The organism is Pseudomonas sp. NBRC 111130, from assembly GCF_001320485.1.
GTDB lineage: Bacteria > Pseudomonadota > Gammaproteobacteria > Pseudomonadales > Pseudomonadaceae > Aquipseudomonas > Aquipseudomonas vlassakiae.
In genome coordinates, this window is the sequence record NZ_BCBG01000023.1 from 13,026 (window position 1) to 34,174 (window position 21,149).

Genomic DNA, 21,149 nt, shown 5'->3' on the forward strand with positions numbered 1-21,149 from the left:
AGTGCGTTCAACCAAGGATATTTATGTCACGTCGCATTTCCCCCGTCATACCCGGCTTCGGGCTGACGCTGGGCTACACCTTGGTGTACCTCAGTCTGATCGTGCTGATACCGTTGGCTGCCATGTTCGTCCATGCCGCGCAGCTGACTTTCGAGCAGTTCTGGAATGTCGTCAGTGCGCCGCGGGTGATCGCCGCGCTCAAGCTGAGTTTCGGCACCGCCCTGTTCGCCGCCATCATCAACGGAGTGATCGGTACCCTGCTGGCCTGGGTGCTGGTGCGCTATACGTTCCCGGGGCGCAAGATCATCGACGCGATGATCGACCTACCGTTCGCCCTGCCCACCGCCGTTGCCGGTATTGCCCTGACCGCCCTGTACGCGCCTGCGGGCTGGGTTGGCCAGTTCGCCACCGACCTCGGTTTCAAGATCGCCTACACGCCGTTGGGCATCACCCTGGCGCTGACCTTCGTCACCCTGCCGTTCGTGGTGCGCACGGTGCAGCCAGTGCTTGCAGACATTCCGCGTGAAGTCGAAGAGGCCGCGGCATGCCTGGGCGCGAAACCGTTGCAGGTGTTCCGCCATATTCTCGCGCCAGCTCTGCTGCCTGCCTGGCTCACCGGTTTCGCCCTGGCCTTCGCCCGTGGCGTTGGCGAGTACGGTTCGGTGATCTTCATCGCCGGCAACATGCCGATGAAGACCGAGATCCTGCCGCTGCTGATCATGGTCAAGCTCGACCAGTACGACTACACCGGTGCCACGTCCATCGGCGTGTTGATGCTGGTGGTTTCCTTCATCCTGCTGCTGCTGATCAACCTGCTGCAGCGCCGCATCGAAACCCCTTGAAGGAGGCCGCATGTCCAGTTCAACCCTGAGCGCAAGCGCCGCCGCCAACGCCGCCCGGCGTGGCAGCGCCACCTCGCGGCGCGTCCTGATCGGCCTTGGCTGGCTGGTGTTCGCGCTGTTTCTGCTGTTGCCGCTGGTGATAGTGGTGTCGCAGGCGCTGAAGAATGGCTTCGGCACCTTCGTCGAGGCGATATTCGAGCCTGATGCCTTGTCGGCGCTCAAGCTCACCTTGCTCGCCGTGGTCGTTTCGGTGCCGCTGAACCTGGTGTTCGGTGTCAGCGCCGCGTGGTGCGTGAGCAAGTACAGCTTCCGCGGCAAGAGCATCCTGGTGACGTTGATCGACCTGCCGTTCTCGGTGTCACCGGTGATCGCAGGCCTGGTCTACGTGCTGATGTTCGGCGCGCAAGGCCTGTTCGGCCCCTGGTTGCAGGACCACGACATCCAGATCGTGTTCGCCCTGCCGGGCATCGTGCTGGCGACCATTTTCGTCACCGTGCCGTTCGTGGCCCGCGAGCTCATCCCGCTGATGCAGGAACAGGGCACGCAGGAGGAGGAGGCCGCGCGCCTGCTCGGCGCCAACGGCTGGCAGATGTTCTGGCATGTGACCTTGCCGAACATCAAATGGGGCCTGATCTACGGCGTGGTGCTGTGCACCGCGCGGGCCATGGGTGAGTTTGGTGCAGTGTCGGTGGTTTCGGGCCATATCCGTGGCGTAACCAACACCTTGCCGCTGCACGTGGAGATCCTCTACAACGAGTACAACCACGTCGCGGCCTTCAGCGTGGCCAGCCTGTTGCTGATCCTGGCGCTCTTCATCCTGCTGCTCAAGCAGTGGAGCGAGAACCGTATTAACCGCCTGCGCCACAGCGCCGCGGAGGAATGATTCATGTCGATCGAAGTTCGTAACGTCAGCAAGCGCTTCAACAGCTTCCAGGCACTGAACGCTATCAACCTGGACATCAACAGCGGCGAGCTGGTGGCCCTGCTTGGCCCCTCCGGCTGCGGCAAGACCACCCTGCTGCGCATCATCGCCGGCCTGGAAACCCCGGACCAGGGCAACATCGTGTTCCATGGCGAGGACGTGTCTGGCCACGACGTGCGTGATCGCAACGTCGGCTTCGTGTTCCAGCACTACGCGCTGTTCCGCCACATGAGTGTGTTCGACAACGTCGCCTTCGGCCTGCGCATGAAGCCCAAGGGCGAGCGCCCGAGCGAAAGCAAGATTGCCGAGAAAGTCCACGAACTGCTGAACATGGTACAGCTCGACTGGCTGTCCGACCGCTACCCCGAGCAGCTGTCCGGTGGCCAGCGCCAGCGTATCGCCCTGGCCCGCGCCTTGGCGGTGGAGCCCAAGGTGCTGCTGCTGGACGAGCCGTTCGGTGCGCTCGACGCCAAGGTGCGCAAGGAGCTGCGCCGCTGGCTGGCGCGGCTGCACGAGGACATCAACCTGACCTCGGTGTTCGTCACCCACGACCAGGAAGAGGCCATGGAAGTGGCTGACCGCATCGTGGTGATGAACAAGGGCGTGATCGAGCAGATCGGCTCGCCTGGCGAGGTGTACGAGAAGCCGGCCAACGACTTCGTCTACCACTTCCTTGGTGATTCCAACCGCCTGGCCTTGAGCGAAGGGCACCATGTGCTGTTCCGCCCGCACGAGGTGTCGCTATCGCGGCATGAGACCGAGGGGCACCATGCGGCCGAGGTGCGTGATATCCGGCCGCTGGGCGCCACGACGCGGGTGACCTTGAAGGTGGAAGGGCAGAGCGAGCTGATCGAGGCCGAGGTGGTCAAGGACCACGACAGCCTGACCGGGCTGGCGCGCGGAGAGACACTGTTCTTCCGGCCGAAGGTCTGGCAGAAGGTGGCGGATATCTGATTCGCCTTTGATATTGAGAAGCCCAGGCTTGGTTCTGGGCTTTTTTATGCCTGACTGATTGCCGGGGCTGCTTTGCAGCCCTTTCGCGACACAAGGCCGCTCCCACATTGGACCGCATGAATTCGGGCCTTGCGCGGTCTCTTGTGGGAGCGGCCTTGTGTCGCGAAACGAGGGCGCAGCCCTCGCGGCAATCTGATGCCTTACGAGAATATTTCATATGCCCACAAAGCATCAGCAACACAACCTATCGCCACACCCCCCGAATCCCGCGGCCTAGAGCCATCCCCATAAAATTGATATTCCCAAAGAATCTAACTTTAATTTCAAACATTACTTTAAGAGATAAGCCCCTGCACGCGATGATTCAGCCACACACCTGAATCAAGAACCCCCAGGAGTTTGATCAATGGGTAATGTCCAGTCGGCCGTCAGGGCCTACGACCAGCCATGGCGCCCGAGCCCGGGTGACCTGGTCGACCTTGGACGGACGCTTCGCCTGCCACTGGGTCAGCTGCGCCTGCAACGCACCCCGGTCAGCGGCCTCAAACGCCGCGACAAGCTGGCGCTGGGCCTGCTGGTGCTGGCCTTGCACGGTGCCGCCGCCTACTGGGTCAGCCAGGCTCCCACGCCCACGCTGCCCGTGGTGCCGCCCCAGATTCCGCCCATGACCATCGAGTTCGCCGCGCCCGCACCGCCGGTGGTGGAGCCGCCGCCACCTGCGCCTGCACCGCCAGTGGTCGAGCCACCCCCACCGGTGATCGACGAGCTGGCCGCCAAGCCCAAGCCCAAGCCTAAACCGGTGCCCAAGCCAGTGGCCAAGCAACCGCCCAAGCCACAACCCAAGCCGGTCGAGGCGCCACCGCCTGCTCCGGTTGCTGCTCCGGCACCCCCTGCGCCCCCCGCGCCGGCCCCGGTCACGCCGCCGTCTGCCAACGCCGCGTACCTGAAGAACCCTGCGCCGGAGTACCCGCAAATGGCCCTGCGCCGTGGCTGGGAAGGCACCGTGCTGCTGCGCGTCGAGGTGCTGCCCAGCGGCAAGCCGGGGCAAATCCAGATCCAGCAGAGCAGCGGCCGCGATGCCCTCGACGCCGCCGCGCTGGCTGCGGTCAAGCGCTGGAGCTTCGTCCCCGCCAAGCAGGGCGATGTGGCCCAGGCCGGCTGGGTCAGCGTGCCGATCGATTTCAAGCTTCGCTAACTTTTTCGCAGAACACAGGAAGACATCATCATGAGCCTGCTGGCATCTCCCCTCGAATCCGTTGAAAGTGCAGTCATCTGGCTGCTGGTCGGTTTTTCCGTCGTCACCTGGGGCCTGGCCCTGGTCAAGATCGTTCAGTTCGTACGGCTGAAGAATCAGGACAAGCGCTTCCACCAGCAATTCTGGGCCGCATCGAGCCTCGACTCGGCGGCGGAAATAAGCCACGAACTGCCAGGCCCGGCCGCCCGTGTCGCCCAGTCCGGTTATGCGGCGATTGCGGTCGGTGAAGCGCACGCCAATGACCTGAGCCACGCCATCAACCACCAGGACCGCCTCGAACGCGCCTTGCGCCAGCAGATCGTGCGTGAGCGTCGCTCGCTGGAAACCGGCCTGGCGGTGGTTGCCAGTATCGGCAGCACCTCGCCCTTCATCGGCCTGTTTGGCACCGTGTGGGGCATCATGGAAGCGCTCAAAGGTATCAGCGCGGCCGGCTCCGCCAGCCTCGAAACCGTGGCCGGGCCGATCGGCGCGGCGCTGGTCGCCACCGGTGTGGGTATCGCCGTCGCGGTGCCGGCGGTGCTGGTCTACAACTACTTCCTGCGCCGCCTCAAGCTGACGGCGGCCGACCTCGATGACTTCGCTCACGACTTCTACAGCCTGGCGCAGAAGAGTGCCTTCCGCGTGCTGGTGCACCCGGCTGTGCACAAGGCCCAGGGTGGTTTCACCCAGCCGGTGAAGGAGGCGTCCTGACATGGCCTTTTCGACCCAGGATAGCGACGAAGTCCTCAGTGAAATCAACGTCACGCCGCTGGTGGACGTCATGCTGGTACTGCTGGTGGTGTTCATCGTCACCGCGCCGCTGCTGACCAACGCCATTCCGATCAACCTGCCCAAGACCGAGGCCGTGGCGCCAGTGGAGCAGAAGGACCCGTTGGTGGTGAGCATCGATGGGGGTGGCAAGCTGTTCATCAACAAGGACGAGATCCAGCCAGACCTGCTGGAAAGCAACCTCAAGGCGGCCAAAGACAAGGACGCCGACGTGCGTGTGCAGCTGCAGGCCGATGATGGCGTGAACTATGGCGAAGTGGCGCGGGCCATGGCTGCGATCGAGCGCGCCGGGATCAGCAAGCTGGCGGTAATAACTGCACGGTAATCTTCACCTTCTTCAGGCAAGTGCTTAGGGGCCACATCTCTTGGCAGGGGTTGGCCCTTTTTTTTGCCTGTTATCTAAGTGCAATTTTAGTTATTAATAAATAGCTTCTTATTCCTTTACGAATATAAATGCCTCCCTATACTGATTCCCAAGCACGCAAACTTACTGGAGGCGTCCCCATGCGCAATGAGTCAATCCGTTATCTGATTGTGCCGGGCTGGCAAGGATCGCCAGACAACCATTGGCAGAGTCACTGGCAGCGCACGTTGCCCAACAGCGCCCGGGTCGAGCAGCAGGACTGGCTCACCCCACAGCGCCGCGATTGGGTGCAGGCGCTGGAGCAGGCGATTGCCGCCGAACGCTCGCCGGTGATTCTCATCGCTCATAGCCTCGGCTGCATCACCGTCGCCCACTGGGCCGCACACGCAAGCCCAACCCTGCTGCGCCGGGTGCGCGGCGCGTTGCTGGTGGCGCCGGCGGATGTCGAGCGACCCGCCTGTGCGCCGGCCTTGCGCAACTTCGCGCCGATCCCCCTGCAGGCGCTACCGTTCCCAAGCCAGGTGGTCAGCTCGGACAATGATCCGGCGGTCAGCGTGCCACGTGCGTTGTACCTGGCCCAGGCGTGGGGCGCCGAGGCGGGCCTGCTGAGCAATGCCGGGCATATCAACGTGAAGTCCGGCCATGAGCGCTGGGAACAAGGCTTCGCCTACCTGTATCGCCTGCAGAGCCGGGTCGAGCAGCGCGCATTGCGTCGCGCCTGATCGGCCCCGACCGTTCAACGTTTGCCTGACGCCCGGCCACGAAGGTCTGGGGCGGGAGTTCGTCATGACTTTTCAAAACCCGTTCGGCCAGCCATTGCTGACCTTCCCTGAACTGGACAAGAGCCCACTGAGCATCCGTGCCAAGGCGCTGGTGTTCATCGACCCGCGCTCGCAGCAGTTACGCCAGGCCCTGGAACAGCTGGCGCCGCAGCCAGTACCGGTGCTGATACGCGGCGAGACGGGTACCGGCAAGGAATTGCTGGCAAGGCAGATCCACCGGGCCAGTGACCGCCCCGGACTTTTCGTCTCGGTCAACTGCGCGGCCATCAGCCCGACCTATGCCGACGCCGAACTGTTCGGCTACAGCGCCGGCAGCCAGGGCGGTACGGCCAGCAGCCGCGCCGGTTGGTTCGGTTCGGCCAATGGTGGCACCTTGTACCTGGACGAGATTGCCGACTTGCCGCTGGCGATCCAGGGCAAGCTGCTGGCGGCGTTGGAGAACCGCGAGGTCACCCGTGTCGGCGCGCAGCAACCACAGCCGGTGGACGTCCGCCTGGTAGCCGCGACCAGCATAGACTTGGCGCGGGTGGTGAAGGCCGGGCGCTTCAATGAGCGCCTGTACCAGTACCTGCGCGAGGGCGCGCTGGAGCTGCCGCCACTGCGTGAGCGCCCGGGCGATATCCTGCCATTGGCCGAGTATTTCGTGGGTATCTACAGCGTGCGCCTGCAGCGCCCACTGGCGCTGATCAGCGAGGCCGCGCAACAGCTGCTTGAAGCCCATGCCTGGCCAGGCAACACCCGCGAGCTGGAGAATGTGATCCACTTCGCGCTGTTGGTGAGCGAGGACGACGAGCTGCTGCCGCAGGATCTCGATTTGCCCAACCCCGCGAGCTAGACGAGCTATAAGCAAACTGGATGGTGGCATTTTGTTTTTGGAATAAGCAGCTAATTAAAAGATATTGTTAGGGAATAAAAAATCTCGGTATCGTCCGCCTCACGCCCTCCAGTGAAACGGTTGGGCATCCGACTTCGCCATCCGCGATGGCCCAGATCCAGAACAAGGAACACCATGAAAAAAACCCTGCTGACCACTGCCCTGGCCGCCGCTCTGTCGTTCGCTGGCCTGGCATCTGCCGCCGAGAAACTGGTCGTGGCCGCGACCCCGGTACCGCACGCCGAGATCCTCGAGCTGATCAAGCCGACCCTGGCCAAGGAAGGTGTGGACCTGCAGATCAAGGTCTTCACCGACTACGTGCAGCCGAACGTGCAGGTTGACCAGAAGCGCCTGGACGCCAACTACTTCCAGACCCTGCCGTACCTGCAGAACTTCAACGAAGGCAAGGGCACCCACCTGGAAACCGTGATCGGCGTGCACGTCGAGCCGTTCGGTGGCTACTCGAAAAAGGTCAAGAGCCTGAGCGAGCTGAAAGAAGGCGCCAGCGTTGCCATCCCGAACGAGGGCAGCAACAGCGGCCGCGCCCTGCTGCTGCTGCAGAAGGCCGGGCTGATCACCCTGAAAGACCCGAAGAATGCCCTGGCAACTCCGAAAGACATCGCCGAGAACCCGAAGAAGCTGAAGTTCCGCGAGCTTGAATCGGCCATGCTGCCGCGCGTGCTGGACCAGGTCGACCTGGACATGATCAACACCAACTACGCCCTGGAAGCCGGCCTGAACCCGGCCAAGGACGCGCTGGTGATCGAAGGCAGCGACTCGCCGTACGTGAACTTCCTGGTAGCCCGCCCGGACAACAAGAACAGTGAGGCTATCCAGAAGCTGGCCAAGGCGCTGACCAGCCCTGAGGTTAAGGAATTCATCGCCAAGAAATACCAGGGTGCGGTACTGCCTGCGTTCTGATTCGCGCTGGATGATGTGAAAACGCCGACGCATTTGCGTCGGCGTTTTCGTTTGTGGCTGGCGGCTGATCAGCGCGGGTTACCCAGCGCCCGTCGCAATGCCAGCAGCCACAGCAATTGTTCGTTCGTGTCGGGTGAGCAGGGGCTATTCATCGTTGTCGTCCTTGTGGGATGGCCTTGCTGTCTGAAGCTGTTTGAAAGGCGTGATACAGAAAAGTTTCGATAGCCCGCGGAGTGATATCGATATGCAATAAAGGTATTTATAAAAAGATTTTTATACCTTTAGAGTCTACTGATCGCGCCTGGCGCATCGGTCACACTTCCCTATGTCGTACTTCGCACACCGGATGTCGAGGCAGAATCCATGACCTTCGACACCGCGTTCATTCTTAGCACGTTGCCAGCCTTCTTCAAGGCGGTCGGCGTGACCTTGCAGGTCGGCCTGATCGCCATCGCCACCTCGCTGCTGGTGGCGCTGCTCAATGCCACGGTCCTGGTGCTACGCACGCCTTATCTGCGGCACCTGGTGAAAGGCTATGTGGAACTGGCGCGTAACACCCCCCTGCTGATCCAGCTGTTCTTCGTCTACTTCGCGTTACCAAGCCTTGGCCTGAAGATCTCCGGTTTTGCCGCAGCGATCATCACCATGACCTTCATGGGCGGCGCCTACCTCACCGAGGTGCTGCGTGCCGGTGTCGAGGCCGTGCCGCGTGCGCAGCTGGAATCGGGACGCTCCATCGGGCTGTCGGAAGGCCAGCTGCTGCGCCACGTGATCCTGCCCCAGGCCGGCATCCTCAGCCTGCCGGCACTGTTCGCCAACTTCGTCTTCCTGCTCAAGGAAACCACCGTGGTCTCGGCCGTGGCGGTGCCTGAAATTCTCTATACCACCAAGAGCTACATCGCCTTGTACTACAAGACCTACGAGATGCTCGCGGTGCTGACGTTGCTCTGCGTACTGCTGTTCCTGCCGCTGTCGCTACTGCTGCGCTACCTGGAAAGGAGGCTGCAACATGGCCAGTTCGGCAATTGAGCTGCTGCTGACGTCTCTGCCATTGCTGGCCAAGGGGGCGGTGCAAACGTTGGCCATTTCGGCACTGGGGATTGTCTTCGCAACGCTCGGTGGCGTGCTGTATGGCACGCTGGCCACCTTGGGCAATCGCCTGCTGAACATCGCCTTGCAGGTGTACCTGGAGCTGTTTCGGGCGATCCCGGTACTGGTCTGGCTGTACCTGGTGTTCTTCGGTTTGCCGATCTTCTTCGCCCTGAGCATTCCCAGCTTCTGGTGCGCGGTACTGGTGCTGGGCTTGTGGGGTGCCAGCGAGGTCGGTGAAGTGGTGCGGGGGGCGTTGCAATCGCTGCCGCGTGGACAACGTGAGGCCGGGCTGTCGATCGGCCTGTCCGCCGGCCAGCTGTACGGCTACGTGTTGCTGCCCCAGGCCCTCAAGCGCATGACGCCACCGACCCTCAACATCTACACGCGGATCATCAAGACCAGCTCGCTGGCCGTACTGATCGGCGTGGTCGAGGTGATCAAGGCCGGCCAGCAGATCATCGAGCGCACCTACGAATCGCTGTTGATCTACGCCGTGCTGTTCCTGTTCTTTTTCTTCGTCTGCTATCCGCTGTCCGCCGCCTCGCGCGTGCTGGAGCGTCGCTGGGCCCACACATGACCGCACTGATCGAATTCCAGGGTTTCAACAAGTATTTCGGCTCGCACCAGGTGCTGAATAACGTCGACCTCAAGGTGCGCACCGGCGAGGTGGTGGTGATTCTTGGCCCCAGCGGCTGCGGTAAGAGCACCTTGCTGCGTTGCCTCAATGGCCTGGAAGAGGCCCACAGTGGGCACCTGCGCCTGGAGGGCGAAGAGTTGCTGACCCGTTCAACCGACTGGCGCCAGGTACGCCAGCGGGTGGGTATGGTATTCCAGAGCTATCACCTGTTCGGCCACATGAGTGTGATGGACAACCTGCTGCTTGGCCCGCTCAAGGTTCAGAAGCGTGAACGCGCCGAAGCCCAGGCCCAGGCGGAAGCACTGCTGGCGCGGGTCGGCCTGCTGGACAAGCGTGACGCATACCCGCGGCAGTTGTCCGGTGGCCAGCAGCAGCGCATCGCCATCGTCCGTTCGCTGTGCATGAACCCGCAGGTGATGCTGTTCGATGAAGTCACCGCAGCGCTCGACCCGGAAATGGTCAAGGAAGTGCTGCAGGTGATCCAGGGCCTGGCCCGCGACGGCATGACCCTGCTCATCGTTACCCACGAAATGGCCTTCGCTCGCGCGGTGGCCGACCGCATCGTGTTCATGGAGGCCGGCAGGATCCTTGAACAGAGCGACCCCGAGAGCTTCTTCAGCCAACCGCGAACCGCACGCGCGCAGCAGTTCCTGGACAAATTCTCCTTTGTCGAAAGCCTGCCGAAGACAATGAAAAAGGAATTGTCATGAAAACTGCCCCGCTTACCAAACTGCTGGCGCCCTTGTTCGGCCTGGCCCTGCTGGCCGGTTGCAACAAGGCCGAGGAACCGCCCAAGCCAGCTGCCGCATCGCCGGCCACCAGCTACCTGGAAACCATCAAGGCCCGCGACAAGCTCATCGTTGGCGTATTCACCGACAAGCCGCCGTTCGGTTTCGTCGACGCAAGCGGCCGCTACGTCGGCTTCGACACCGACATCGGCCGGCGCCTGGCCAAGGACCTGTTGGGCGACGAGAACAAGGTGGAGTTCGTCGCCGTGGAGCCGGCCAGCCGCATTCCGTTCCTGCAGAGCGACAAGGTCGACCTGATTCTCGCCAACATGACCGTGACCCCGGAACGCAAGGAGGCGGTGGACTTCACCAACCCCAACCTGCGCGTGGCCGTGCAGGCCATCGTGGCCGACGGCAGCCCGGTGCAGAAGCTCGATGACCTGGCGGACAAGACCATCATCGTCACCACCGGTACCACGGCCGATATCTGGCTGACCCAGAATCACCCGGACTGGAAACTGCTCAAGTTCGAGAAGAACAGCGAGTCGCTGCAAGCGCTGGCCAACGGCCGGGGCGATGCCTATGCCCAGGACAACCTGATCCTGTTCAGCTGGGCCAAGCAGAACCCAGGGTACCGTGTGCTGCCGCAGCTGCTGGGTGAGGAAGCGCCCATTGCTCCAGCGGTGAAGAAGGGCAATACCGAGCTGCGCGACTGGGTGAATGCCGAGCTGGCCAAACTGGGGGAGGAGAAGTTTCTGCTGAAGCTGTATGACCAATATGTGCGCAAGGAACTGAGCGATGACACCAAGCCGGAAAGCGTGATCGTCGAAGGCGGGAAGTGGCAGGGTTGACCCGGCCATTGGGGCCGCTTTGCGGCCCTTTCGCGACACAAGGCCGCTCCTACACGCGAATCCCTGTAGGAGCGGCCTTGCGTCGCGAAAGGGCTGCAAAGCAGCCCCGACAATCTCAAGCCTTGCCAGGCAGCCAGTTCAACAAGAACTCGTTGACCACCTGCGGGTTCTCCAGGCTGGAGATATGCCCCGCAAACGGTATCTGCGCCGCCAGGCAGCCAATGATCCGCGCCATCTCGTTGGACTCTTCAGGCGGCCGCGGAATGTCCTGGTCTCCACAGATCACGATGGTCCTGTCACCCTTCAGCTCACCCAGCCGCCCCAGCAGGTCCGGCCGCCCGAAGATCACCCGCCCCATTGGGTCCAGGCTGTTGCGAATCACCTCGGCACTGCTCGCCTTCAACGCCGCCCGGAAGCCATCGCGCACCTCGGGCACCGTCTGCCCACCGGCATGGAAGAAGATCGGCACGACGATGTCCAGCAGTGGTTCAGGGAACAACCCCGCCGCACTCGCCGCATCCAGCAAACCGAAGTACTTCAGTCGGGTCGCCTCCGGCTCGGCGCCGAGGTAGGTGTCCATCAGCACCAGGCGGTCGACCCGCTCGGGGTGTTCGATGGCCAGTTGCGCACCCCACATGCCGCCAACCGACAAGCCGACCAGGTGGCACTGGGGTATGTCCAGCGCGTCCAGCAATGCCAGATGCTGACGGGCCAGTGCGCTCATGTCGGTGGTGGTGGCGGGCGGAGCATCGGAGTCACCGTGGCCCCAGAGTTCGGGGACGATGACCCGGAAGTGCTGTGACAGGGCCTCGACCTGTGGCTGCCACATTTCGGCCGACCACAGGTAACTGTGGCCGAGCAGCACCGGGAAGCCCTGGCCTTGGTCGACATAGCTCATGCGAGCGCCATCGATTTCGATGAAGTGTTTTTGCATGGAACAGTCTCTTCAGCAGTTTTCAAGGGTTTTCAAGATTACTCACGGGTGCCGGGGACAAGCCTGAGGGTGCTCTGCGCTGGAATCACGCCCATCTGCGCCCGCTGGTATTTCCCTTCGACATACCCTTCGGCCTGGTCCGCGAAATGCCGGTCGAATGGCACGCCACTCTGCCCGACCGGGTTGCTGGTCAGCGCCCGCCCGGCATCGGCGAAGTCGATCAGGCGCCGCGTCGACGGGCCATAGGTCACTGGCCACGGCGCCGGGCCGATCTTCGCCGACAGGTTGTTTGGTACCTCATGGGTGCCGGGGGCGGCAAATGGGCCGACATTGAACAGCAGGTTCAGCGGCTTTTTCGCGCCCAGTGGATGGTTGTGGGTCAGGGTATGGGCCTTGCCCCATTGCCAGCTGGCCGGGTCCTTGCCAAGCGTGTCGCGCAAGTGGCCAAGGCTGTTCTGCCAGGCCACGCGCACGATGGCAGTGCGGTCAGTGCGCTGGCTGGCGCCGCGGGTGTTCCACCAGGGCGAATCGGCGTCTGCAGCCAAGCGCGGCAGTGCGGCATCGATGGCGCGGGTGCTGATCAGCACCGGGAACCAGGTGTCACCCAGTTCGTCATGCAGCGCGGCCTGGGCCAGCTCGTAGAGGAACTGGTTGAACAACGTGGCGCTGGTGGAGTCCAGCGGATAGTCGCCGCGCCAGGCGGCCAGCTGTTCGACCAGTTCCTTTTCCTCGTCACCCTGGGCGATCTGGCGCAGGGTCGCCAACAAGGGCGCCAAGGTGCGTGGGCCGTAATCGCTGGCCGTATCGAGCTGCAGCGCCTGGCTGTTCTGCATGTCCCATTTCACCTGCGGGTTGGCCAGCTGGCGGTCGAGCTGGCGGCCGCGGTCGGGGAGGTTGTAGTAGCCGGGTATCGGTACCACGGCCGGTGGCTGGTAGTTGGCCGAGACGATATAACCGCTGGCCGGGTTTTCCTGTTGCGGGTTGACGCTGAACGGGTAGAAACCGGGTTTGTCTGCCTGCCTGCTGGCGCCGTCGAGGATGAACGCCGGGTTCACCCCGTCGGGGCGGATCGGCAACTTCGCCGCCGCCCACCAGCCGATATCGCCACGGGCATTGGCCCAGACGAAGTTCAGCCCCGGCGCCTGCACCTTGGCCGCCGCTTCGCGCATCTTGCCCAGGGTGTCAGCGCGATTGAGCTGGTAGAAGCCCTCGAGGATCGGGTTCTCGGTTTCGAGGAACGCCCACCACATGGCAATCGGCGTGGTCCCGGCCGTCGCGCCGAGAACCTCGTTGACGATCGGCCCGTGGGGTGAGCGGCGCAGGTTGATGGTGACGGGTTGCTCGCCTTTGACTGCAATCTGCTGCGCGGTCTTTTCCAGCGTTTGCCACTGGCCGTCGATCATGACCTGGTCAGCGTTGGCAGGGTTGGTCTTTTCCGCGATCAGGTCGACGTCATCGTTCTGGAACATGGTCAGGCTCCAGCCGAAATCACGGTTGTGCCCCAGCATCGCGAACGGGTTCAGCGCCTGGAAGTAGCCGTACAGGTTGAAGCCGGGCGCCGAAAGCTCTGCCTCCCACCAGACGGCGGGCACGGCAAAACTGATGTGCGGATCGCCCGCCAGCAAGGGTTTGCCGCTGCGGGTGCGGCTGCCGGAAACGGCCCAGGCATTGCTGCCCTCGAACTGCGGGATGCCGGCTTCTACCAGCGCCTCGCGGCTGGCGCGGGCCACGGCTTCGAGGCTTTGCCAGTCCGCCGCCGCCAGTGGCGTGCCCAGGGCGCCCTGCGGTTGCCAATCGAGGTCAAAAATCTTCAAGTATTGCGGGCCGAGCTGGTCGCGGATGTAGGTCAGTGCGGGTTCGGTGCGAAACGCTGCGGCGAAACTGTAGGCCAGGTAACCGGCGATGCTTAGCGTGTCTTCGGCAGTGAACGGCCGTGGCGTGATGCCGATCAGGTCGAACTCCATCGGTTTGGGGTGGCTGGCCTGCCAGGCGTTGACGCCCTCGAGGTAGGCCTGCAAGGCTTGCCAGGCGGGCGATTGGTGGTCCTGGCGCTGCGCCATCAGCGCAGCCTGCTCGCGGATGCGCAGGCTGCGAAACAGGGTGTCGGTGGGCAGCAGCTTGTCGCCCAACACTTCGGCCAGCTCGCCACGGGCCAGGCGGCGCATGATCTCCATCTGGAACAAACGGTCCTGGGCATGCACGTAGCCCAGGGCGCGGTACAGGTCCGCTTCGCTCTGTGCTTGCAGATGAGGCACGCCGCGGGCGTCGTAGCGCACGCTGACCGGGCCTTGCAGCCCGGCCATGGCCACTTCGCCCTCACGCTGCGGCAGCTTGCCGTGCACGTACCAGTAACCGGCACCAGCGGCTAAGGCAACGACCACGGCCAACAGGGTCAGGCTGCGCTTCATCGAAACTCCTTGTGCATTCGAAGGGAAACTGTGGTCCGATCATCAACGGATTCGCGAACAGAGCATAGCCCTCTCAAAGGAGTTTCCATGTCCCTCAGCGAAAAACAGAAAATGCTCAGTGGCCAGCTCTACCACGCCGGCTGCCCCGAGCTGCAGGCCGAGCAGATTGCCAACAAGCACTGGATGCACCGCTACAACAACAGCGTCGAGCTGCTCAATGACGCGCGCAACGGTCTGCTGGCCGAGCACTTCGGCCATGTCGGCGAAGGTACGGTGATCCGCCCGCCGTTCTACTGCGACTACGGCTACAACATCAGCGTCGGGCGCAACACGTTCATGAACTTCAACTGCGTGATCCTCGATGTGGTGCCGGTGCGCATCGGCGACGACTGCCAGATCGGCCCCAACGTGCAGATCTACACGGCTGACCACCCGCTCGACCCCGAGGTCCGCCGGAGCGGGCTGGAAAGCGGGAGACCGGTGACCATTGGCAACAACGTGTGGATCGGCGGGGCGGCGATCATCCTGCCGGGGGTGACCATTGGTGACAATGCCGTGATTGGAGCTGGCAGCGTGGTGACCCGTGATGTACCCGCCGGGGCGACGGCGGTGGGCAACCCGGCGCGAGTGCGTCAGCCGGCCCATGGGCAGTAGCAGCCCAGGCCCACGGTGTTGGAGGCGCTGACTTTGCGGCCGGCCAGCAGCGTCTTTATGATCGGTTCGATGAAGCTGTTGCTGGCGTTGCACACGGCGCCTTCGCTGTAGGGGCCGAAGTAGGCCAGGTTACCTTGGCGGTCCCAGATGGCCACGGCGGGAGAGGCGGGCAAATGTTCGCTGCCGGGCAAGTGGGCGATGGGTTGCAGGCTGCTCAGGTTGGCGGGTAGCTGGCCGTGGCTGCCAGCCTTCTGCAGGACGTGGAAGGTCACACCCTGGCCTGCGAACTGGGTGATCAGCTCGCCAAGGTGCTGCTGGTTGCCAACGTTGCACGGACAGGCCGGGTCCCAGAAGTGCACCACGCGGACCGGGCCGGGGCCGGCGAGGTCGGCGGGCAGTTGCAGCTGGCTGCCGTCGAAAAAGGTGGTCTGGTTGTCGAACGGGCGCAGGTAGCGGGACTGGAAAGTGGCGTAGGCCTGCCAGAGCACAAGGGCGCAGAGCACCAGTGCGAGGCCCGCCGATATCTGTCTGATGGTTCGAATCTTCATGAAATGTCCGCGGCCTTCTTGTGGGAGCGGCCTGTTCGAGGTGAGCAAGCTTGCCACGACGCCGGCCAGAGCTGAATATCCCAGATCAATACTCGTTCCGCCTTGGATGTACTTGATGCCCGCTGCCTTTCATCCCGATCTCCTGCGTGCCAGCCTCGCGCCGTTGGCCAGACGCCAGCCGTTGGCCGCGCAGGCGCAGGACTACCAGCGCTTCTATGGCCTGAACCTGCCGGCGCAGAGCTGGCTGGGCGGTTTCCAGGCCGCGGGGTTCGAACTGGTCGGGCAGGTCTGGTTGCCTGAACAGCCGGTCGCGACGTTATTCTTGCTGCACGGCTACTACGACCACATGGGCCTCTATCGCCATGTGATCAACTGGGCGCTGAAGCGCGGTTACGCGGTGATCAGCTGTGACCTGCCAGGTCACGGCCTGTCCAGTGGCGAGCGCGCCAGCATCAGCGATTTCGCGTTGTACCAGCAGGTGCTGGAGGCCTTGTTCGAACAGGCGCGTGGCCTGGAGCTGCCACGGCCCTGGCACCTGTGCGGGCAGAGCACCGGTGGCGCCATCGCTGTCGATCACTTGCTGAACGAAGGCGAGCGCAGCCCCATCGATGGCGAGGTGATCCTGCTGGCGCCGCTGGTGCGGCCCCGGTCCTGGCGCTGGTCGAAATTCAGTTATCGGGTATTGCGCCACTTCGTCAACGGCATCGAGCGGCGCTTCAGCGAGAACACCAACGACCCGACCTTCCTGCCCTTCCTCGAAGCCGACCCGCTGCAACCGCGGCGGCTGCCCACGGCCTGGGTCGGCGCTTTGATTGCCTGGGTCAAGCGTATCGAGGCGGCGCCGCACTGCGCGCGACGGCCATTGATCGTGCAGGGCGAAGCGGACGGTACGGTGGATTGGCCCTACAACCTCGAAGTGCTCAAGGCCAAGTTCAGCGAGCCACAGATCCTGATGTTGCCCGAAGCTCGCCATCACCTGGCCAATGAGCTGCCGGACATTCGCCGGCGTTACTTCGATTTCATCGAGCAGCGCCTGGGCTGATCATTTGAGGTCGGCGCTGTTCTGGCCCACCGCCAGGCCGGCACGCACCGCAGCCACGGCGGCCTGGTAATAAGCCTTGCCGTCTGGCGACTCGGCGAAGGTGGCGAATTCTTCCAGCTCGTCGTCGGACAGGTCGCGGTAGACGTACAGCAAGGTGTTGTTCAGGTCTTCGCCGATCTGCCCCATCAGACGCTGGCGCTGGCCGTCGAGCAGGCTTTGGGCCTGGTTGGCGCCGAACAGGCCGGGGATCATCGAGCTCAGGCTGTCGGCGGCTACGCCGGCGATCGCCAGGCTGACTTCGGCGCCGGCCTCGCGGGCTGGAAGGGCCCGGGCCAGGTGGCCTATGACCAGCAAGCGATTGTCGCTGGCCTGCATCTTCGGCAGGCCCTTGGCGTTCTTGGCCAGCTGGTCCTTGCGCGTGGCCAGCAGCTCGGCGGCGACAATCTTGCGCCCCAGCGGCGACTGGAAGAAGGCCAGCGCCGGCGCCGGGTTGGGCAACGTGCTGCGCAGCATGGCCAAGGCACGATTGTCCATTGCCTGGGCCTGGAAGCGCTGGTTGCTGTTGTTGACCAGCGCCTGGTAAACCGCAGGTGGCAGGCTGTTGCGGTAGCGCTGCTGGGCCGCGCTCACGGCATCGGAAAAGTGGGCGCGCTGGTCGGGCCAGCCGGCGGCCTTGTACAGTTGATCAAGGGTGTCTGCCCAGACAGGCATGGTGCAGATCATCAGCAGAAGCAGGGAAAACAGACGGCGCATTCAGGACTCCTGTCGGCAGGTGGCTATTGTCCTAGGCCCGGCGCCGTTTTGTCGAGCAATCCGAGCGCTTCTCAGCCAAGTGGCGCTGTGCGCCGACAGGGCGAATGGATATGATGCGCGCCATGCACATCTCCCCTGAAAACCCGATGCTTGCGGCCGTCGTCGACGATCTGGCCACCCGTGGCTGGTCGCAGCAGGCGCTCTTCCTGCCTGCCGACCTGGTGCGCGCGCTGGCGGCTGAATGCCGGCGCCGTGATGCCGAAGGCGAACTCAACCCGGCCGGCGTCGGGCGCGGTGATGCCCAGGAGGTGCGCGAGAGCATTCGCGGTGACCAGATCCAGTGGATCGACCCCGGCCAGGCCGAGGCCTGCGACCAGTACCTGGCGGCGATGGACCAGTTGCGTCAGGCCATCAACCAGGGCCTGTTCCTGGGCCTGGAAGATTTCGAATGCCACTTCGCCCTGTATCCACCGGGGGCGTTCTATCGCCGGCATCTGGACCGCTTCCGCGACGATGACCGGCGCATGGTGTCGGCGGTGCTCTATCTGAACGAAGACTGGCTGCCGGAGGACGGCGGGCAGCTGCGCATGTTCCTGGCGGACGATGTCGAGCACGATGTGCAGCCGGTGGCAGGTTGCCTGGCGATATTCCTTTCCGGTGAGGTGCCGCACGAAGTGCTGCCGGCCAGGCGCGAGCGCCTGTCGTTGACCGGCTGGTTCCGGCGCCGTGGCAATGACCCGTTCTGATCTGCCCAAGGTGCTGGTGAGCGCCTGCCTGCTGGGCCAGCCGGTGCGCTATGACGGTCGGGCCAGTGGGCATCCCGATGTGTTGCGGCAGTGGCAGGCTGAAGGGCGTGTGGTGCCCTTGTGCCCGGAGGTGGCGGGCGGTTTGCCGACACCGCGGCCACCGGCGGAGATCCCCGGAGGTCAGGGCTCGCAGGTGCTCGCGGGTGAAGTGCAGGTGCTGACGGTGACCGGCGAGGATGTCACTGGCGAATTTCTCGCCGGGGCACAGCAGGCGCTGGCGCTGGTGCGGCGGCATGGCATTGGGGTGGCGGTGCTGAAGGCGGGCAGCCCTTCGTGTGGCAACCGCTTGACCCACGATGGCACCTTCAGCGGGGTGAAGGTGCCGGGCGAGGGGGTGACCACGGCATTGCTGCGGCGTGAGGGCGTGCAGGTCTTCAGTGAGCTGGAGCTGGAACAAGCGCAGCAGGCGTTGGCTCGCCTGCCTGCATGGCCTTGAACCACTTATTCTCCAGCTCCTCCGTGCGGCCTTTTTCCTTAAGGCGGTCGAGCGCTTTGTTCAACGCGGTCTCGAACGCCGGGTTGTCCTTCTGGAAAGGGATCACCAGCTTCTTGTCGCCAAATGCCTGGCTCACATCGAACGAGCCATCCGACTTCAGCGATTCGCTCGCCGGGGTCAGGGCGATGTCGTACGTGCCCTTTTCCACACCTGGCAGGACTTCCGCTGCCGTCGCCTCGACAAAATCGGCACGCAGGCCCAGTTCACTGGCCAGATCCTGGCCAAACTCGATTTCAAAGCCGGTCAGGCGTTCGCTCTGCTGATCCTTGAATGAATAGGGTGCGTTGTCGGGCTGCACGGCAATGCGCAGTTCGCCCCGGTCGTTGATGTCGTCTATCAGCTCGGCCTGAGCCAATGGAGTGATCAGTACTGCCAGCAGTACGCCTATGGTCGAACGCATGTAATGCCCCTTTTTCTTCAGCAGATGAGTAACTTTCGCCGCGACTTTCTTCCCCGTCGCAGTCGAGCGCAGCCTATGACCTTGAAGCCTTGGCGAGGTTTAACCCTAACTGAAATATTTGTCTTTGTGGGCTATCGTGAACTACCGCCGCCATTCGTTTAACTGGCAGCGGTCAATAAGTGAATCAAGGAGAAGTGAATGAACAGCCTATTTTCGCGTGCTGCCGTAGCGGGTTTGCTGGTGGGCGTCTCGGTGTTCGCCAGCGCCGCTGATGCCCTGAAGAGCCAGGAGCCGCCCGCGGGTGCCAAGGTTTCCATCCTTTCCCCCAAAGATGGCGAGCAGGTCGCCGCGACATTCACCGTCAAGTTCGGCATCGAGGGCATGCAACTCAAGCCTGCGGGAGACCAGACCCCGCATACCGGCCACCATCACCTGCTGGTGGATGTGGACAAGGAACCTGTAGCCGACATGCCGCTGCCGACCAGCCTGATGCCGGCAGCTGGTACCGCGTTGCCGGCCGGCCCGCAAGTGCTGCACTTCGGCAAGGCGCAAACCGAAACGACCATCACCTTGACGCCGGGCAAGCACACCCTGCAACTGGTGCTGGGTGACCAATATCACGTGCCATTCAAGCCAAGTGTCGAATCGAAGAAGATCACTGTTGAAGTGAAATAAAAAAGGGAGGCCGCCAGGGCCTCCCTTTTTCTTGCCGCTGCGACCTTAGAACAGGACGCGCGAACGGATGGTGCCCTTGACCTGTTGCAGTTTTTCTTGCGCCAGGTCGGAGTACTCGGCGTCAACGTCGATCACCACGTAACCCACTTTCTCGTTGGTCTGCAGGAACTGACCGGAGATGTTGATGCCGTTCTCGGCGAAGACCTTGTTGATCTCGCTGAGCACGCCCGGGATGTTTTCGTGGATGTGCAGCAGGCGGTGCTTGCCTGGGTGTGCTGGCAAGGCAACTTCCGGGAAGTTGACCGAGGAAACGGAAGTACCGTTGTCGCTGTACTTGACCAGCTTCTCGGCGACTTCCAGGCCGATGTTGGCCTGGGCTTCGGCGGTGGAACCACCGATGTGCGGGGTCAGGATCACGTTGTCCAGGCCACGCAGCGGGCTTTCGAACTCTTCGTCGTTGGAGCGCGGCTCGACCGGGAACACGTCGATGGCAGCGCCGATCAGGTGCTTGTCCTTGATTGCGGCAGCCAGGTGGTCCAGTTCGACCACGGTGCCACGGGCGGCGTTGATCAGGATCGAGCCCTTCTTCATCGCACGGATTTCTTTCTCGCCGATCATCCACTGGGTGGACGGCAGTTCAGGCACGTGCAGCGAAACGATGTCGGCCAGGCCCAGCAGCTCGTTGAGGCTGGTGACCTGTACAGCGTTGCCCAGCGGCAGCTTGGTCAGCGGGTCGTAGAAGTACACTTGCATGCCCAGGTTTTCTGCCAGGACCGACAGTTGGGTACCGATCGAGCCGTAGCCGACGATGCCCAGCTTCTTGCCGCGGATCTCGAACGAGTTGGCTGCGCTCTTGATCCAGCCGCCACGGTGGCAGGAAGCGTTCTTCTCAGGGATGCCGCGCAGCAGCAGGATGGCCTCGGCCAGCACCAGTTCGGCCACCGAACGGGTGTTGGAGTAAGGTGCGTTGAAGACGGCGATGCCACGCTCGCGGGCTGCTGCCAGGTCGACCTGGTTGGTGCCGATGCAGAAGCAGCCGACGGCGACCAGTTTCTTGGCGCAGTCGAAGATTTCCTCGGTCAGTTGGGTGCGCGAGCGGATGCCGATGAAGTGGGCATCGGCGATCTTTTCCTTCAGCTCGGCATCCGGCAATGAACCGGTGAGGTATTCGATGTTGGTGTAGCCGGCAGCCTTGAGGGTATCGACTGCGTTCTGGTGCACACCTTCAAGAAGAAGGAACCGGATCTTGCTCTTGTCGAGAGAAGTCTTGCTCATCTGCGTAAACCTGTATCCCGGAGAAAAAATGGCGAGGACTGATGCCAGGCGCTACGGCAGCCTTAGCATGAACAGCGGGGGGGCTATGCTAGCATACGCGACACAATCTGAGCTTATCCCGACAGGTGAAGTGTGCTCAGGGTGACTATGAATAAGTCGAGAGTTCCA

The 21,149-nt window shown here is 63.1% G+C and carries 24 protein-coding genes; 18 read left to right on the plus strand and 6 right to left on the minus strand.

Annotation, left to right across the window (positions count from 1 at the left end; translation table 11 throughout):
* Positions 1–23 precede the first annotated feature (23 nt).
* The 13 genes from cysT (at position 24) to APH33_RS12715 (ending at position 10,990) form a co-directional block, all read left to right on the plus strand.
* Positions 24–842, plus strand: a complete 819-nt coding sequence (gene cysT / locus APH33_RS12655; RefSeq protein WP_054885473.1) for a sulfate ABC transporter permease subunit CysT — start codon at positions 24–26, stop codon at positions 840–842.
* 10 nt (positions 843–852) lie between these two features.
* Positions 853–1,725, plus strand: coding sequence for a sulfate ABC transporter permease subunit CysW (cysW, locus tag APH33_RS12660; RefSeq protein WP_054885474.1), 873 nt, complete (start codon positions 853–855; stop codon positions 1,723–1,725).
* Positions 1,726–1,728: 3 nt separating this feature from the next.
* The gene (locus tag APH33_RS12665) at positions 1,729–2,718 is read left to right on the plus strand and encodes a sulfate/molybdate ABC transporter ATP-binding protein (RefSeq protein WP_054885475.1); all 990 of its coding nucleotides are present in this window, start codon (positions 1,729–1,731) and stop codon (positions 2,716–2,718) included.
* Between the two features lie 406 nt (positions 2,719–3,124).
* The gene (locus tag APH33_RS12670; RefSeq protein ID WP_054885476.1) at positions 3,125–3,913 is read left to right on the plus strand and encodes an energy transducer TonB; all 789 of its coding nucleotides are present in this window, start codon (positions 3,125–3,127) and stop codon (positions 3,911–3,913) included.
* A 30-nt stretch (positions 3,914–3,943) separates the two neighbouring features.
* On the plus strand, positions 3,944–4,663 hold the full coding sequence (locus tag APH33_RS12675; protein WP_054885477.1) for a MotA/TolQ/ExbB proton channel family protein: 720 nt from the start codon (positions 3,944–3,946) through the stop codon (positions 4,661–4,663).
* A gap of 1 nt (position 4,664) precedes the next feature.
* Entirely contained in the window at positions 4,665–5,066 is a 402-nt protein-coding gene (locus APH33_RS12680; RefSeq protein ID WP_054885478.1) for a biopolymer transporter ExbD, read from the plus strand.
* A gap of 179 nt (positions 5,067–5,245) precedes the next feature.
* Positions 5,246–5,827 (plus strand): alpha/beta hydrolase, encoded by a 582-nt coding sequence (locus tag APH33_RS12685; protein ID WP_054885479.1) that lies wholly within the window; start codon positions 5,246–5,248, stop codon positions 5,825–5,827.
* Positions 5,828–5,891: 64 nt separating this feature from the next.
* Positions 5,892–6,722, plus strand: a complete 831-nt coding sequence (locus tag APH33_RS12690; protein ID WP_054885480.1) for a sigma 54-interacting transcriptional regulator — start codon at positions 5,892–5,894, stop codon at positions 6,720–6,722.
* Positions 6,723–6,896: 174 nt separating this feature from the next.
* Entirely contained in the window at positions 6,897–7,682 is a 786-nt protein-coding gene (locus APH33_RS12695) for a MetQ/NlpA family ABC transporter substrate-binding protein (RefSeq protein WP_054885481.1), read from the plus strand.
* A 363-nt stretch (positions 7,683–8,045) separates the two neighbouring features.
* Positions 8,046–8,711 (plus strand): amino acid ABC transporter permease, encoded by a 666-nt coding sequence (locus tag APH33_RS12700; RefSeq protein ID WP_054885482.1) that lies wholly within the window; start codon positions 8,046–8,048, stop codon positions 8,709–8,711.
* Positions 8,692–9,351 carry an amino acid ABC transporter permease gene (locus APH33_RS12705; RefSeq protein ID WP_054885483.1) on the plus strand — a complete coding sequence of 220 codons (660 nt, stop codon included), beginning with the start codon at positions 8,692–8,694 and terminating at the stop codon, positions 9,349–9,351. The genes APH33_RS12700 and APH33_RS12705 overlap by 20 nt, the downstream gene beginning before the upstream one ends.
* The gene (locus APH33_RS12710; RefSeq protein WP_054885484.1) at positions 9,348–10,121 is read left to right on the plus strand and encodes an amino acid ABC transporter ATP-binding protein; all 774 of its coding nucleotides are present in this window, start codon (positions 9,348–9,350) and stop codon (positions 10,119–10,121) included. Before APH33_RS12705 ends, APH33_RS12710 begins: the two co-directional genes overlap by 4 nt.
* Positions 10,118–10,990: a transporter substrate-binding domain-containing protein gene (locus tag APH33_RS12715; RefSeq protein ID WP_054885485.1), complete on the plus strand. Its 873-nt coding sequence runs from the start codon at positions 10,118–10,120 to the stop codon at positions 10,988–10,990. Before APH33_RS12710 ends, APH33_RS12715 begins: the two co-directional genes overlap by 4 nt.
* Positions 10,991–11,105: 115 nt before the next feature.
* Here APH33_RS12715 and APH33_RS12720 read toward each other — a convergent pair whose 3' ends face one another.
* Both APH33_RS12720 and APH33_RS12725 read right to left on the minus strand, forming a co-directional pair.
* Complete coding sequence (locus tag APH33_RS12720; RefSeq protein ID WP_054885486.1) at positions 11,106–11,924, minus strand: alpha/beta fold hydrolase; 819 nt, start codon at positions 11,922–11,924, stop codon at positions 11,106–11,108.
* A 38-nt stretch (positions 11,925–11,962) separates the two neighbouring features.
* The gene (locus APH33_RS12725) at positions 11,963–14,332 is read right to left on the minus strand and encodes a penicillin acylase family protein (protein WP_054885487.1); all 2,370 of its coding nucleotides are present in this window, start codon (positions 14,330–14,332) and stop codon (positions 11,963–11,965) included.
* An 87-nt stretch (positions 14,333–14,419) separates the two neighbouring features.
* Here APH33_RS12725 and APH33_RS12730 point away from each other — a divergent pair, with 87 nt between their 5' ends.
* Positions 14,420–14,986: a sugar O-acetyltransferase gene (locus tag APH33_RS12730; protein WP_054885488.1), complete on the plus strand. Its 567-nt coding sequence runs from the start codon at positions 14,420–14,422 to the stop codon at positions 14,984–14,986.
* Here the strand turns inward: APH33_RS12730 and APH33_RS12735 are convergent.
* Positions 14,965–15,534, minus strand: coding sequence for a DUF6436 domain-containing protein (locus APH33_RS12735; RefSeq protein ID WP_054885489.1), 570 nt, complete (start codon positions 15,532–15,534; stop codon positions 14,965–14,967). The two genes, APH33_RS12730 and APH33_RS12735, sit on opposite strands and share 22 nt — an antisense overlap.
* Before the next feature lie 115 nt (positions 15,535–15,649).
* On the opposite strand from APH33_RS12735, the gene APH33_RS12740 reads away from it, so the two are divergent.
* Complete coding sequence (locus APH33_RS12740; RefSeq protein WP_054885490.1) at positions 15,650–16,576, plus strand: alpha/beta hydrolase; 927 nt, start codon at positions 15,650–15,652, stop codon at positions 16,574–16,576.
* On the opposite strand, the gene APH33_RS12745 is transcribed toward APH33_RS12740, so the two are convergent.
* On the minus strand, positions 16,577–17,329 hold the full coding sequence (locus APH33_RS12745; RefSeq protein ID WP_054885491.1) for a DUF2059 domain-containing protein: 753 nt from the start codon (positions 17,327–17,329) through the stop codon (positions 16,577–16,579). It lies immediately after the preceding gene.
* A gap of 113 nt (positions 17,330–17,442) precedes the next feature.
* Between APH33_RS12745 and APH33_RS12750 the strand changes: the two genes are divergently transcribed.
* Both APH33_RS12750 and APH33_RS12755 read left to right on the plus strand, forming a co-directional pair.
* Positions 17,443–18,075: a 2OG-Fe(II) oxygenase gene (locus APH33_RS12750; RefSeq protein ID WP_054885531.1), complete on the plus strand. Its 633-nt coding sequence runs from the start codon at positions 17,443–17,445 to the stop codon at positions 18,073–18,075.
* Entirely contained in the window at positions 18,062–18,571 is a 510-nt protein-coding gene (locus APH33_RS12755) for a DUF523 domain-containing protein (RefSeq protein WP_054885492.1), read from the plus strand. Before APH33_RS12750 ends, APH33_RS12755 begins: the two co-directional genes overlap by 14 nt.
* Here the strand turns inward: APH33_RS12755 and APH33_RS12760 are convergent.
* On the minus strand, positions 18,510–19,031 hold the full coding sequence (locus APH33_RS12760) for an ABC transporter substrate-binding protein (protein WP_054885493.1): 522 nt from the start codon (positions 19,029–19,031) through the stop codon (positions 18,510–18,512). The two genes, APH33_RS12755 and APH33_RS12760, sit on opposite strands and share 62 nt — an antisense overlap.
* A gap of 198 nt (positions 19,032–19,229) precedes the next feature.
* Here APH33_RS12760 and APH33_RS12765 point away from each other — a divergent pair, with 198 nt between their 5' ends.
* The gene (locus tag APH33_RS12765; protein WP_054885494.1) at positions 19,230–19,706 is read left to right on the plus strand and encodes a DUF4399 domain-containing protein; all 477 of its coding nucleotides are present in this window, start codon (positions 19,230–19,232) and stop codon (positions 19,704–19,706) included.
* A 45-nt stretch (positions 19,707–19,751) separates the two neighbouring features.
* Here APH33_RS12765 and serA read toward each other — a convergent pair whose 3' ends face one another.
* Entirely contained in the window at positions 19,752–20,981 is a 1,230-nt protein-coding gene (gene serA / locus APH33_RS12770) for a phosphoglycerate dehydrogenase (protein ID WP_054885495.1), read from the minus strand.
* Positions 20,982–21,149 lie beyond the last annotated feature (168 nt).